The 13,491-nt window shown below is 31.6% G+C and carries 15 protein-coding genes and 1 riboswitch; of the genes, 1 reads left to right on the forward strand and 14 read right to left on the reverse strand.

The window, feature by feature from the left end:
- Positions 1 to 331: 331 nt before the first annotated feature.
- Positions 332 to 727, forward strand: coding sequence for a hypothetical protein (locus CSGHG_RS05850; protein ID WP_010293420.1), 396 nt, complete (start codon positions 332 to 334; stop codon positions 725 to 727).
- 179 nt (positions 728 to 906) lie between these two features.
- Here the strand turns inward: CSGHG_RS05850 and lysA are convergent, their stop codons facing one another.
- The 14 genes from lysA to cutC all read right to left on the reverse strand — a co-directional run bounded on the left by lysA (position 907) and on the right by cutC (position 13,459).
- Entirely contained in the window at positions 907 to 2,202 is a 1,296-nt protein-coding gene (lysA, locus tag CSGHG_RS05855) for a diaminopimelate decarboxylase (RefSeq protein ID WP_010293421.1), read from the reverse strand.
- Between the two features lie 126 nt (positions 2,203 to 2,328).
- A riboswitch (Lysine riboswitch) is annotated at positions 2,329 to 2,505 on the reverse strand.
- A 202-nt stretch (positions 2,506 to 2,707) separates the two neighbouring features.
- Positions 2,708 to 2,998 (reverse strand): ethanolamine utilization microcompartment protein EutM, encoded by a 291-nt coding sequence (eutM, locus tag CSGHG_RS05860; RefSeq protein WP_010293423.1) that lies wholly within the window; start codon positions 2,996 to 2,998, stop codon positions 2,708 to 2,710.
- 114 nt (positions 2,999 to 3,112) lie between these two features.
- Positions 3,113 to 3,763, reverse strand: a complete 651-nt coding sequence (locus CSGHG_RS05865; RefSeq protein WP_010293424.1) for a phosphate propanoyltransferase — start codon at positions 3,761 to 3,763, stop codon at positions 3,113 to 3,115.
- Entirely contained in the window at positions 3,763 to 5,373 is a 1,611-nt protein-coding gene (locus CSGHG_RS05870) for an acetaldehyde dehydrogenase (acetylating) (RefSeq protein ID WP_010293426.1), read from the reverse strand. Before CSGHG_RS05870 ends, CSGHG_RS05865 begins: the two co-directional genes overlap by 1 nt.
- Positions 5,374 to 5,407: 34 nt before the next feature.
- Entirely contained in the window at positions 5,408 to 6,109 is a 702-nt protein-coding gene (locus CSGHG_RS05875) for a BMC domain-containing protein (RefSeq protein ID WP_010293427.1), read from the reverse strand.
- 20 nt (positions 6,110 to 6,129) lie between these two features.
- Positions 6,130 to 6,792 carry a cupin domain-containing protein gene (locus CSGHG_RS05880; RefSeq protein WP_010293429.1) on the reverse strand — a complete coding sequence of 221 codons (663 nt, stop codon included), beginning with the start codon at positions 6,790 to 6,792 and terminating at the stop codon, positions 6,130 to 6,132.
- Positions 6,793 to 6,870: 78 nt separating this feature from the next.
- Complete coding sequence (locus tag CSGHG_RS05885) at positions 6,871 to 7,134, reverse strand: EutN/CcmL family microcompartment protein (protein WP_010293430.1); 264 nt, start codon at positions 7,132 to 7,134, stop codon at positions 6,871 to 6,873.
- Between the two features lies 1 nt (position 7,135).
- Entirely contained in the window at positions 7,136 to 7,432 is a 297-nt protein-coding gene (locus CSGHG_RS05890; protein ID WP_010293431.1) for a BMC domain-containing protein, read from the reverse strand.
- Positions 7,433 to 7,450: 18 nt separating this feature from the next.
- A complete protein-coding gene (gene eutJ / locus CSGHG_RS05895; RefSeq protein WP_010293432.1) occupies positions 7,451 to 8,296 on the reverse strand; it encodes an ethanolamine utilization protein EutJ in 846 nt (281 codons plus the stop codon).
- Positions 8,278 to 8,991, reverse strand: a complete 714-nt coding sequence (locus tag CSGHG_RS05900; RefSeq protein WP_010293433.1) for an ATP--cob(I)alamin adenosyltransferase — start codon at positions 8,989 to 8,991, stop codon at positions 8,278 to 8,280. The genes eutJ and CSGHG_RS05900 overlap by 19 nt, the downstream gene beginning before the upstream one ends.
- Positions 8,992 to 8,997: 6 nt before the next feature.
- The gene (locus tag CSGHG_RS05905) at positions 8,998 to 9,444 is read right to left on the reverse strand and encodes a EutP/PduV family microcompartment system protein (RefSeq protein ID WP_010293434.1); all 447 of its coding nucleotides are present in this window, start codon (positions 9,442 to 9,444) and stop codon (positions 8,998 to 9,000) included.
- Positions 9,441 to 9,794, reverse strand: a complete 354-nt coding sequence (locus tag CSGHG_RS05910; protein WP_010293436.1) for a BMC domain-containing protein — start codon at positions 9,792 to 9,794, stop codon at positions 9,441 to 9,443. The genes CSGHG_RS05905 and CSGHG_RS05910 overlap by 4 nt, the downstream gene beginning before the upstream one ends.
- Before the next feature lie 33 nt (positions 9,795 to 9,827).
- Positions 9,828 to 10,781, reverse strand: a complete 954-nt coding sequence (gene cutD / locus CSGHG_RS05915; protein ID WP_010293437.1) for a choline TMA-lyase-activating enzyme — start codon at positions 10,779 to 10,781, stop codon at positions 9,828 to 9,830.
- Between the two features lie 140 nt (positions 10,782 to 10,921).
- Complete coding sequence (gene cutC / locus CSGHG_RS05920; RefSeq protein WP_010293439.1) at positions 10,922 to 13,459, reverse strand: choline trimethylamine-lyase; 2,538 nt, start codon at positions 13,457 to 13,459, stop codon at positions 10,922 to 10,924.
- Between the last annotated feature and the right edge of the window lie 32 nt (positions 13,460 to 13,491).

Consider the following 13,491-nt stretch of genomic DNA (forward strand, 5'->3'; position numbering starts at 1 on the left):
TTAATGATAATTTATTTAATATAATATTATAATTTTAAATATTTTTTTTGGCTTCACTGTTTTTAAATACATAAAATGTAATTTTAAAAATAATTATTATAGAAAATATTTATTGTTGTAAAATTATAAAGTATTTATAACATTCATTTTTAATTAATATTTATTCTAAAATTTTCAAATTTAAAATAGATAAATTTCAACTATTAATATTTCAAATAGTTGTATATATCTTTTTCTATTTATTTCGACATCTTAACTAATAATAAACTTTAAATAATCTGTTGTAGTTCTTAGTGAAAGAGATTTTACTAAGAAAAAAATCGCCATTAGTGTGGATGAAAGTACCTTAATTAATGGTTCTGTAACAAAGTCCATAAAAGTTGATAAAATTTTCCTTCAAGGTGTTAGTACAAAAATTGTATTAAATGCTTTACCAAGAGAAATTGTCCATAATAACTGGACACCTATTGCTAAATATAGTGCACAACCCTCTTTAATTAATACTCAATACAAAGAAAAAACTAACACTTTACTAACAGATGAAAACATGATAGTTAAAACTAATGACTTCTATTCAGTTGTAATTCAATCTATTATCCCAGCATCTATAGATTATCATTGGAAATTAAATGATGTTATAGATAATAATGTTGAATTTATTCCTTATACTACTGCTATGGTATCACCAGGATTAACTATATTTATGTTTAAATCAGTAAACTTCTAATGTAAATATACTTTAAATTTTAATTTAAAATCTCTAAATGGAGAAATAAAAGATAAATTAGTAGTTCCTATAACTATTACAAATTAATTTTTTATATTTCTATGGTTTTATAAACCCACAATTTTAATTTCTAAAATTGTGGGTTTAACTTTAACATTCTATTTTTTAATTTTCTTCTTTTATACTACTTCTAATTTAAATAAATCTTCATAACTTTGTCTTTTACATATTAATTTACTTTTTCCATTTTGTACTGATACTACTGCTGGTTTTGTTATTTTATTGTAGTTTGATGCCATTGAATATCCATATGCACCAGTTGATGAAACTATTAATATATCTCCACTTTTTATGTCCATAATATTAGTATCTGTTATAAGTATATCACCACTTTCACAACACTTACCTGATATTGTAACTTGGTTTTTTCTCTTTTCCTCTATTTTGTTAGCAATTGCACATTCATATCCTGCTTGGTATAAGGATGGTCTTATATTATCTGTCATTCCACCATCTACACTTACATAAGTTCTTATACCTTTTATATGTTTCATAGCTCCTACTGTATATATTGTACTTCCCCCATTTGCTACTATTGACCTTCCTGGTTCTATTATTAAAATAGGTACTTTTATATCAATTTTTTTACATACTTCTTCTGTTTTTTCTATTATCGCTTCACAGAATCTTTTTATTGTTTTCGGTTTATCTTCTTCCGTATAATAAACCCCAATCCCTCCACCTAAATCTACCTCTTTTATATGCATATTATAGGATTCCTTTATTTCTTTTACTAAGTTCATCATTATTTTAACTTCATCTAAATACGGCTCTACTTCAAATATTTGTGACCCTATATGAGCATGTATGCCTACCAACTCTATATTTTTATAATTACTCAATTTCTCTAATGCGTTATATAACTCTCCATTTGATAACGTAAATCCGAACTTAGAGTCAATTTGTCCAGTTTTTATATATTCATGTGTGTGCGCTTCTATTCCAGGAGTTATCCTAAAGTAAACAGCTTGCTTTTTACCTTTTTCTTCACAAATTTTTTCTAATAATTCTAATTCATAATAGTTGTCTACAACAAATCTTCCAACTCCTAGTTCTACACCCATTTTTATTTCTTCTATTGTTTTATTATTTCCATGAAATAATATTTTTTCCATAGGGAATTGGGCCTTATATGCTGTATATAATTCTCCTCCTGATACTACATCAAGATATAACCCTTCTTCATTTATTAACTTACACATATATATAGGTAAAAATGCTTTACCTGCATAAGCCACTCTATTATTTTCTTTATTTACTCTAAAATGTTTTACATACTCTCTACAGTTATTTCTAACTAACTCTTCATCAAATACGTAAAGTGGTGTTTGATATTTTTCTCTAAGTTCTTTACAACTTACACCCCCTATATACAATTCATTTTCTCTTACCAACATAGTTCCTTGTAATTTCATAATAGTTTCCTCCTAATTTTTGGTATTTTGCTTTTGCTACAGGGTGTGTATATCTTTTTAAATATAAAAAACCCCTTAAGTAACACTTAAGGGGACATAAAATCAATATAAATATACCATTTATTCCTCAAATGTAGCTCAACACAATTTAAACTTGTGACAGTTATGCATATATTTTATACATACCCAGGTATATAACCTTAAAGCATAAGTTATATCCTTCGGCGATAACTCCTTTTCCAATAAATCATTGTGCTTACCTCATTATTGGTACTTATAAATATCGCGACCTCTACAATCAATATTCTTTTATTTAATACGTTATTTTACATATCATTTTTATATTTGTCAATAGTTTTATGTTTTATTTAGTATAAACCTATTTTATTTCTACTTATATTTGTACTAATAAACTCATATGTAAATTTTTATAAAAAAAGGAGCTATTGCTCCATTAACTTTTATAAGTTAATTTTGCAATAACTCCTTTATTTTAATTAAAATACTATTTTGTAGCTTCTTTAGCTGTTGGAAGAATTACTTCAACCTCAGAATGTGGACGAGGTATTACATGAACTGATGTTAATTCTCCAACACGTTGTGCAGCAGCAGCTCCAGCATCTGTAGCAGCTTTAACAGCTCCAACATCTCCTCTAACCATAACAGTTACAAGTCCGCCTCCAACATATTCTTTACCTATTAAGTATACATTTGCAGCTTTAACCATAGCGTCTGCTGCTTCTATTGCTCCTACTAAACCTTTTGTTTCTATCATTCCTAATGCATCGTATTTCATTTGAAAATCCTCCTAAATATAGTTATTTTTTTATTTTATTTTTAATTATAAACTCTTATTTTAATCATATTATATTTTTTAATTATAAACTCTTATTTTAATCTTGTGGTTTTCTTATTTTACTATTGTTATTTTTGATTTTGAGTTAATGCCCATTGCATTAGCTTCTTCTATGTCAAGATGGCATTCAAGCTTTGAAGTATCATTAGCTCTAATAGCGACATTGCTATATGTTCCGCCTCTTAAATCATCAAATTTTATTGATACTATCTCTCCATCACACACGCCTAAATTTTTAGCATCTTCAGGTGTCATGTGGATATGTCTTTGTGCAACTATTAAACCTTCTTCTAGCTGAACAGAACCTTTTGGTCCAACTAGTGTAATTCCAGCTGTTTTGCTTAATTCTCCAGACAATCTTACATATTGTGCTGCTCCAAGTTTAATGCAGTCTCCCATTAGCACTTCAATTTGAGACTTACTTCTTGCTGGTCCAAGGATTCTAATCTTTTCAATGGCACCTTTTGGTCCACAAATTGTTATAGTTTCCTTGCATGCATATTGTCCAGGTTGAGATAAATCTTTAAGTTTTGTAAGGTTATAACCTTCGCCAAATAAAGTATTTATATCTTTTTGTGAAAGATGTGCATGTCTATTAGAAACACCTACTGGAATTTCAGATGAATTTCCACCAATTGTAGCATTTGATCCTTTATCCTTTACAGCTTCTAATAAAACCTTTAGTAATTCTTCATAATTTTCCATTAGTTGTTCCCCTTCATAGTAGCAATTATTTGATTAACTAAGTCTAAAAGTTCTTCATTTTTTCCGCTTTCATTCTTAGCTTCGCTACTACATTCAGTACAATTATTAGTATTTTTAACTGAATCATTAACTTTATTTAAAACTTCTGCTGCTGCTGCAATTTGAGCTGGGCTCATATTAATAAATTGATTTTGAACACCATGACAGTTTTCTGCAGTTTTTATACAGTTGAAAGTTGGATCATTAGATGCTAATGTTGCGCAATCTTTTAAACCATAAGTAACTCTCTTTATATTTATTAAGTGCTCTGGAGTAACATTTTCAGATGTTGAGCTTCCACCCCAAGTTCCACAGCCTAAAGTAAATGCAGGATTAAGTCCTGTACTTGCACCTGTTCCACCTTGTGTTCCACCAGTGTTTATCAGAATACGAGATGCTGGTACCCCTGAGAATTTCATAACAATAGCTCTATCCTCAGTATGTATACTCATTGTATGTCCAATTCCGTTTTGAAGTAATTCGCAACTTAACTCATATGCTTCTTTGCTATCTTTTACAGTATAGCATCCTAAAACTGTTGTAAGTTTTTCATATGATAAAGGATTTCCTTCGCCTACTCCGTTTTGCTTTCCTATAAGTACTTTTGTTCCTTCTGGAATTGATATTCCTGCTGCAGTTGCAATAACTTGTGGGCTTCTTCCAACAAATTTAGCATTCATAGCATGTCCGTTTTTGAATAATAATTTACAAACTTTATTAGTTTCTTCTTCAGTCATGAAGTATCCACCTTGTTTTTTGAACTCTGCAACAACTGCGTCGCAGTTACATTCTTCACATATTATTGATTGTTCTGATGCACAAATTGTACCATTATCGAAAGTTTTACTTGCCATAATATTTCTAACAGCTTTTTCGATATTAGCTGTTTTTTCAATATATGCTGGAGAGTTTCCTGCACCAACACCAAGAGCTGGTTTTCCTGCACTATAAGCAGCTTTAACCATTCCTGGACCACCTGTAGCTATTATTATAGCAACTTCTTTGCATTTCATTAATTCGTTAGTAGCTGCAATTGTTGGAGTATGTACTACACTTACAATGTTTTCTGGTGCACCAGCTTCAACAGCTGCATCATTCATTAATTGAGCTGCTTTAATTGTACATCTTGCTGCAGATGGGTGTGGTGAAAACACTATAGCATTACGAGATTTTATAGCTATCATTGATTTATAAATTGCAGTAGATGTTGGGTTTGTTGAAGGAACTATTCCCATAACTAAGCCAACTGGATCAGCAACTTCTATAACTTTATTTACCTCATCTTCTCCAATTATACCGATAGTTTTCATATCTTTTATTGAATCATATAGTATAGTAGATGCTAAATGATTTTTGAAAGTTTTATCTTCAACTTTACCAAAACCTGTGTCCTCAACTGCCATTTGTGCTAAACAAGCAGCATTTTCTTCTGCAACTCTAACCATATTACGTAAAATCTTATCAATTTGTTCTTCAGTGTAATCAGCAATTTTATTAGCTGCTATTTTTCCAAGTCTAGCAAGATTTCTTGCTTCTTGTATTGAATATAAGTCCTTATCAAAATTTTCCATGGTACTTTCATTCCTTTCGTAAATATCACTCTAGCTAATTTTTCTCATAATATGTTTTAAATTTTGTAATTAATAAATTTTTGTCAGCTTTTGAAATCGCTCTACCCCTAATTACAAAATCATCATATTCACGAGCTAAATTTCTAAGTTTAACAACCTTTAGCTTAGATAACATTAAAATAGTTTTTTCTATACCATCTTTATTTATTAAATTATCTATGTCATCTTTATGTAAATTTTGCAAACTCATTTTATGTAGTTTATCTGAATCAGTTTCTAAAATCTCTTGATTTTTTTCTAACTGTTCTTCTAGTTTATCTTCATGCACTTCTGCTTTTTCAGCTTTCTCTACATGTTCTTCAGTGTATTCTACATTTGCTGTGATTTTTTCTTCTGTTTTTTCTATTTCTTTTAAACCATCTTCTTTATTAGATGATGGAACTTCCAAAATTTCTTTTGAAGTGTTAGGTCCTATTATACTTTCCAATTCCTCATGTGGTCTTGGAATTACGTGCTCTGAAATTAAAGATTCTTCATCAATATTTTTAACAGCTGCTCCACCAGCCTCTATAGCTGCTTTCACTGCACCTACATCACCTGTAACTACAATTGTAACAAGACCACCACCTACATAAGTTTTTTCAACAATACTTACATCTGCCGATTTTGCCATTGTATCAGCAGCCTCAATAGCTGTAAGTAAACCTCTTGTTTCTATAAAACCAAGTGCTTGCATAGGTTTATCCTCCTAGTCTTCTATAAAAGATCAGCCCAGTTTGCTGGATATGTTGTATAAAACACTCTAGCTTTGTCCGGTGAACCCCAAACTACTTTAGAACCTGATGGTACGAATAGTACATCTCCAGGATAAGCTGTATATGTTTTTCCATTGATTTCAACTGTTAAAGTTCCCTCTATAACATAATCAATTTCCTCGTAAGTTAACTCCCAATCAAACTTTGAGTTTTCAATAACTAAAAATCCAGCACTCATTTTTGATTCTTTTTTACTTATTAACTCTTGAAAATAAGCTCTTACATTTGAATCTCCAGTGTCAAATACATCCATTTTTACTGTATTTCCTCTAACAACCTTAAGTCCGCTAGGGTCACATTCAGCATCAAACAAAAGGTTCTTTGGCTTTAAGCATTCAAGTAATTCTTGTAAAAGCCCTTTGTCCATTAAAGCTCTAAAAAAGTTAAGTAACATCTCACTGTCCATGCCTTCTATACTTGGAGCTTTTTTTACTTCTAATTGCTGTGCTTTAGGCTTAGAAACTTCTGTAGTGAATTCTATTTGATTATTTATTGCAAGTTCTTTAGCTGCTGGTGTGATTATCTCACTACCATCTATATAGAAAGCTTTTTTTCCACTTACTATTAACTCCTCAATATCTTTTGCACAGATTAATTTTTTCATATTTTCACATCCTTTCAAATAATCTTAGTATATATACCAATCCTAAAAACCTTTAATTATTTAAAAAAAGATTGTGCTCTAATCTAAATTACAATCACTATCAACTATTCCAACTACAACTGCATCTACTGGAATATTATCATCACCTAGCATTCTACGTGCAGCTGATCCAGTACTAACTATAACCCTATCCCCAATGCCTGCACTGATAATGTCAACAACGACAAATCTACGGCCTTCATTGGTTCCACTAATTTCTTCAGCAAGCATAAATTTGAGTCCACTAAGTGAATCTGCTTTTCTAGTAGCCCATACATTATCAATAAGTCTTGCTATTATCATATTATTTTCCCTCTTTCATTTTCAGTTGAATCTCCTTCATTGCAGCTTCAACTGATGATGTGTCACCAAAAACACCAAGTAAAACCATGTGTTGTGGACATGTACCCCTTATATCTTCAACGGTAACGCCAACAGCTTTCTCAGCAATATCTGCGACATAAATCATATCAATAAGTTTACCTTGAACAAGCCCTATTGCATCAACACTATCTATCTCTGTTTTACAATTACCACTCATTCGTCTTTTAAGAATATCTTTAGTGCTATTGGAAGGTGATTTTATAATTCTAAAATCCACTTTTAAACACTCCCCTTATTATTCAATAATATCTTGTGTACAACTTAATGCTATTCCAAGCGGTGTAACAAACATAGGATTTTTAGGCTTATGAGTATATACTCCAGTTTTTTTATCTATAATCTCTTCAATTCCTGTCAAACAGCAGGTACCACCTACTAAAGAAATTTCATTAACATCATAATCCTTAATATTATGATTAATAATTGATGCTACCTTTTCAACTACTGGTCTTAGTAATGGCAAAATTTCTTTATGATTTTTATTATCTCTTTTAAATTTATCTGCTTCTTTAAATGGCATTTTATATGCCCCTGAAATAACTAATGAAAAATGAGTCCCCCCTGTAGGTTCATCAACAACATAAACAACTTTTCCATCTTTTAAAACTGATATTCCAGTTGTTCCACCACCGATATCTACAACGGCACCATTTTCAATTTTAAGTACAGCATTTGCAGCAGTAGGCTCATCTAAAAGACATGTTAATTCAAATCCTGCAGCCTGAACTACATTTTTAATTGCTCCAGAATCTAAAGAATCTGTTCCAGGTGGAATTGCAGCAGCTGCATAAAGAAGCTCAGTATTTAATTTTTCTTCGATTTCCTGCTTAAGTTCTCTGACAATTTTTACTGCCCCAATATAGTCAACAACCATACCGTCACGAACTACATCTGCATATCTATATGCACCTGCAACAGGCTCATAGTTTTCGTCTAAAACTGCTAATACCACACAAGCAGTACCTAAGTCTACTCCTGTATAATAAACCGAAGATTCATTAACAATTGGTTTTTCTATAACTTCTTCAAACTTTCTAACAAAATCATCACAACGTTCGAAGTTTATTCTTTTCTCTGACATTCTTTTCCTCCTACTGCCGAACAAATCAACTGAGATAGCGAATTAATTATTGAATTAACATTCTCTATAATTCTATTTTTCAAATCATCATCATCATTGTTATACATCTCAATTATTTCAAACTGTAACTCCTGTAAAGCACAACGAAGTGTGTGCATTTTCAAAATTACATTGCCTTTTTTAAGCTGAATATGAAATTCTGTTATTTCAAAACAATCATCCAACTCAGTTATGAAATTTGATGAATTCATTCCACTGCACTCTTTACAATTAATAGTTTCAAGAGTACCTTTCCCATTCACAACATTTCTAACATTTGATATTTTTTTGCCCAAGTTTATAATGTTTTGTGCTAAAAAAATATCTTCTCTTAATATTTCACTACTAGTAACAAGAAATACTGCCTCTATAGATTTTAACTTATAATAAAGCTTCCTCTTTAAATTAAGGTCAATGTTTCTCACTTGCTTTGCTGTTTCAGCCTGCTTGCTTTCAGTATGTTTGTCTTCATTCTGATTGCTTTGAGGAACTTTTTTCTTTACTTTTAAAGCTTTATCATTTATTTCTATTCTCTTATCAGACAAATATTGAGCTGCTCCAGGTGTAAGGCGCTGTCCCTGTTGTAACTTGTAGGTATTAAAAGGTTCTTTTCTGTATAAATCTCTTAAATACTCTTCAGTAATAAATTTCATCATTGACCTTTACTCCTCACCTTTTTCAAATAAATACTTCTTTAAAGCATCAATTCCTGTTCCCATAGGAAAACTAATATGAAAATACGGCTCTGATATACCTATATCCTTTAACTGTTGCAAACATTTCTCTTCATTTTCAGATGATAAGTCACATTTTGTTATAACCCCAATTACTGGACATCTAAAACACTTTGCAAATCCAGGGGAATACATTTCAGTACAATTAGATTGATCAATCAACATAAGCACATGAGATGCATCTTGAGCTGTTGCAATTATATGCTTGTACATCCATGAATTTTCTACATAGGCTCCTGGAACATCAATGGTATTTTTGCCATAAAGCAAATCCTGTGTTCGTCTTAAAGGACCTTCATAATCATTCAATGCATTAATTAATGTAGTTTTGCCACATCCTGAAGGGCCAATTACCATTATGCGCTTTTTCTTCATGTTCTTGTAATAATAGCTGGAGTAAATCCAAGCATATCCCTTAACGTATTATTCACTGCCTCAAGTGCTGTTTCAACGCTTTGAACATCTCCATTTATTACAACTGAACCTGTAAAACGATCAAGGAATCCAATTTTAACATCTGCAACTTTTGTGGCAACATCTGCTGCAATTATGGCACTTTCATATGGAGAAAGGGTTAAAATACCTATTGCTCCTTTTTCATCAATCCCTAGACGGTCATATATATCAGTCATAGGTGATGCAATAACATGAGCTATGGTAATCTGTTTTCCTGGAACTGACTCTTGTATAATACGCTGTATATTTCTATCAAGTGAATTTTCCATAAACCTTACCTCCCATCTTATTATCTATTTAAATTAATGGCGGATTACTTCTACAGGTAAATCGTATTTTTTAATCCATCCTTCTATTCTATCTAAATCTTCACTTTTCAAACTTGGGTCATCCTTTATAGGATATTCAATTCCTAGTTGGTTGTATTTATTTACCCCCATTTTATGATATGGAAGTAAATCAACTCCTCTAAAATTCTTATAATCTTTATATGGTTCTAAAAGTTCCATAACTTTTTCAATATCTTCTTGAGAATCATTTACACCTTTTAATAAAGGCATACGAATTTTTACATTATATTTGCGACGAAGAAGTTCTGTAAGATTTTCTAAAATCTGTTCATTTCTCACACCTGTTAACTGAAAGTGTCTCTCAGAATCAATATGTTTAATGTCAAATAGGAATAAATCTGTGAACTCAGCAACCTTAAGTACTGATTCTAGTTTTGCATAACCGCAAGTTTCAATTGCAGTGTTTATGCCTTCTTGCTTACATGCCATAAGTAAACTACATGCTGCTTCAGGCTGCATTAAAACTTCACCACCACCTAATGTAACTCCACCACCAGACATTTCATAAAAAGTTCTATCTTCTTCTACAATTTCTAAAAGTTCAGAAATAGTTTTTACTTCTCCAACTATTGATATTGCAGATTTAAGACAAGCACTCTTACATTTACCACATCCGATACAGTCAATATCACGATTAACTTCATGCTTTAAAGTTTCATTAGAGATACTATGTATTCCAACAGGGCAAGCAGAAACGCAAGCTCCACAATTAACACATAAATTACTTTTAAACATAACTCTATGTTTTTTTATCATTCCTTCAGGATTTGCACACCATTTACAGCGAAGTGGACACCCTTGAAAAAATACTAGAGTTCTTATTCCATCTCCATCATACATATTATATTTTTGTATATTAAAAATCGTCGCTTTACGTTCAATTACACCTAAATTTCCATTACTCATATTCTTCATTCTCCAGTTTCATTTACTTTGATTTTTAATATATGTCTTAATTGAAATCTATAATCTACAGAATAAATCTGTAGATTACAGACTTTATAAAATTTAATCTAACTAATTTCTTTTTTAAACTTTAAATTTTATTAGAAATGTGTAAGCATAGTTCTACTGATTATTTCATCTTGAACATCTTTACATAACTCAACAAAGAATGCACTATATCCAGCAACACGAACGATTAAGTCACGATATTGGTCTGGGTGTTTTTGTGCCTCTATTAAAGTTTGGTTATCTAAGTAGTTAAACTGCATTTCTCCAAGTTGAAGAGCACACGCACTACGTAATAATGTTATTATTCCTTGCTCTCCTTCTTTTGTATCTAAAAGACCAGATATTAACTTGAAGTTATGAACCATTCCTATATTCATATCTTCACAAGACATTTTAGAAACAGATTTTATTATAGCAGTAGGTCCTTTATAATCTGCTCCTTGTGATGGACTTATACCATCTGATAATGGCATCCATGCTCTACGTCCATTTGCAGTAGCTCCAGTCATTTGTCCAAATGGAGTATTATTTGAGATTGATAAAGTACCATGGCTAAGCACTGAATATAATGTTTTATATTTACGATGCTCTTGTTCAGTAAAGTTGATTAAGTCAGCAGCAATATAATCTGCATAATCATCATCGTTACCGTATTTAGGTGCTTCTAAACAATCTTTTCTTAATCTTTCATATCCAACAAAATCAGCTTTTAATGCTTCATTCATTTCTTGTAAAGTATATTTTTTCTCTTCAAATACTAATTTCTTTATAGCAGCCATAGAATCTGCATAAGTAGCTAAACCACTCCATACAACTCCTGGTCCGAAGTTGTACATAGCTCCACCAGCTTCTACACCTCTACCATTTTCCATACAGCCTTCATACATCATAGACATAAGTGGTTTTGGTGCAAGATCTCTGTGAACACGTTGAGAAATTACTGTAGCAACACTTGTCCATTTAGTAATATATTTAATTTGCTCTTTAACAGCTGCTTCAAATTGCTCATAAGTTTTGAAGTTATTTAAATCTCCCATGTCTGGACATACTTGCTTGCCATACCATAGTGGTACACCATGATTAAGAACAAGTTCTATACATATTGGCCATTGAGTATATCCTGTAGAAGTCCATTGATATAATCTTCCTGATTTTTGAGGCTCTACGCATCCCATTAAACAGTAGTCTCTTGCATCTTCTATAGAAACTCCTTTTGCTAACATCATTTTTATATGAACATCATCAAAGTGACATGCTGGGAATCCCATACCTGCACGAATAACTTCAACAATCTTCTTAAGATATTTGTGTGGTGATGCTTTATGTATACGACAAGCTAAAGTTGGTTGATATATTTTAACGTGACGAACTGCATCCATTAAAAGATATGTTAACTCGTTTGTAGCGTCACGACCTTCTCTTGTAACTCCACCTAAACACATGTTAACGAATGGTTGGTAACCTGCAAAGAATTTAGATGCGCCTTCGCTTGTTAACCACATCATTTCAGACATTTTTATAAGCATACAACCTGCTAATTCAAATGCTTCAAAATCATTCATACGTCCTGATTCTATATCATTTTTGTAGAATTCATACATATATTGGTCAACACGTCCTATAGACATACCTGTTTGGTTCTCTTCAACTACAAGTAATGATTCTATAGTCCAAACCGCTTGTATTGCTTCCCAGAAATTAGTTGGTTTGTGAGCTGGAACTTTTGCATTTACTTCAGATATTTTTAAAAGTTCAGCTTTACGCTTAGGGTTAGTTTCTTTTGCAGCTAATTGTGCAGCATACTCTGACATACGTTTAGCATATATCATAACCCCTTCTGCAGTATCTATTAATGATTTGTAGAAGTAAATTTTTTCTATATCTTCTGGTATTTCGTAGCTAAGTCCTTCTAATTTTTCTTCTGCTTCTCTTATTATGTCAAGCATACCTTTTTTCATTAATATAACATCATATCCTGGATTAGAGTCTCCTCCTCCATTTAATGCGTGATATGAACAATCTGAAACAAAAGATTCTCCTGAAAGTTCCCATACACCTGCTTCACGGTATTGGCTTTCGCAATATTCATCAACTGATTTTCCATTCCAGAATGGAAATATCTCTTCACGTAATACTTTTTTATCTTCTTCTGCTAAATAGAATGGATCTTGTGGTCTTGTTCCTATTGTATCGATTTCTTCTTCTAGCCATCTCCAAGATATCTCAGGAGAGAATGCTCCAGCACGAGGTTTTCCGTTTGGTGCTCCAACTATAAGCTCATGATCTTGAATTACTAATGGTGCAGTTTCACAACAATATTTAAAACACTTACCACGTAAAATTGCCTTAGGCATTCCAGGGTTTTCTTTTACCATTTTAGTTATAGCTCTTGCACGGTGAATTGTTATTGATGGTACATGCTTTAAATAGTTTTCTTTTAATTTAACTAAACGCTCTGTCATTCCATCTGGAATTTCACCATTATTCTCACATACAACATTAGTTGTTGTTTCTTCTTTTGTTATATCATTAGAAACTTTCTTAAACATTTCCATTAAACCAGCACGTTCTTCATCAGACATGTTTTTTGTAGCTTCCATAAATTTATTTGTAAACTCACGAATATCCACTTTATTACCTCACATTCTTTAATCTATTTAAA

This window comes from Clostridium senegalense JC122, assembly GCF_000285575.1.
Classification (GTDB): Bacteria; Bacillota; Clostridia; order Clostridiales; family Clostridiaceae; genus Clostridium_J; species Clostridium_J senegalense.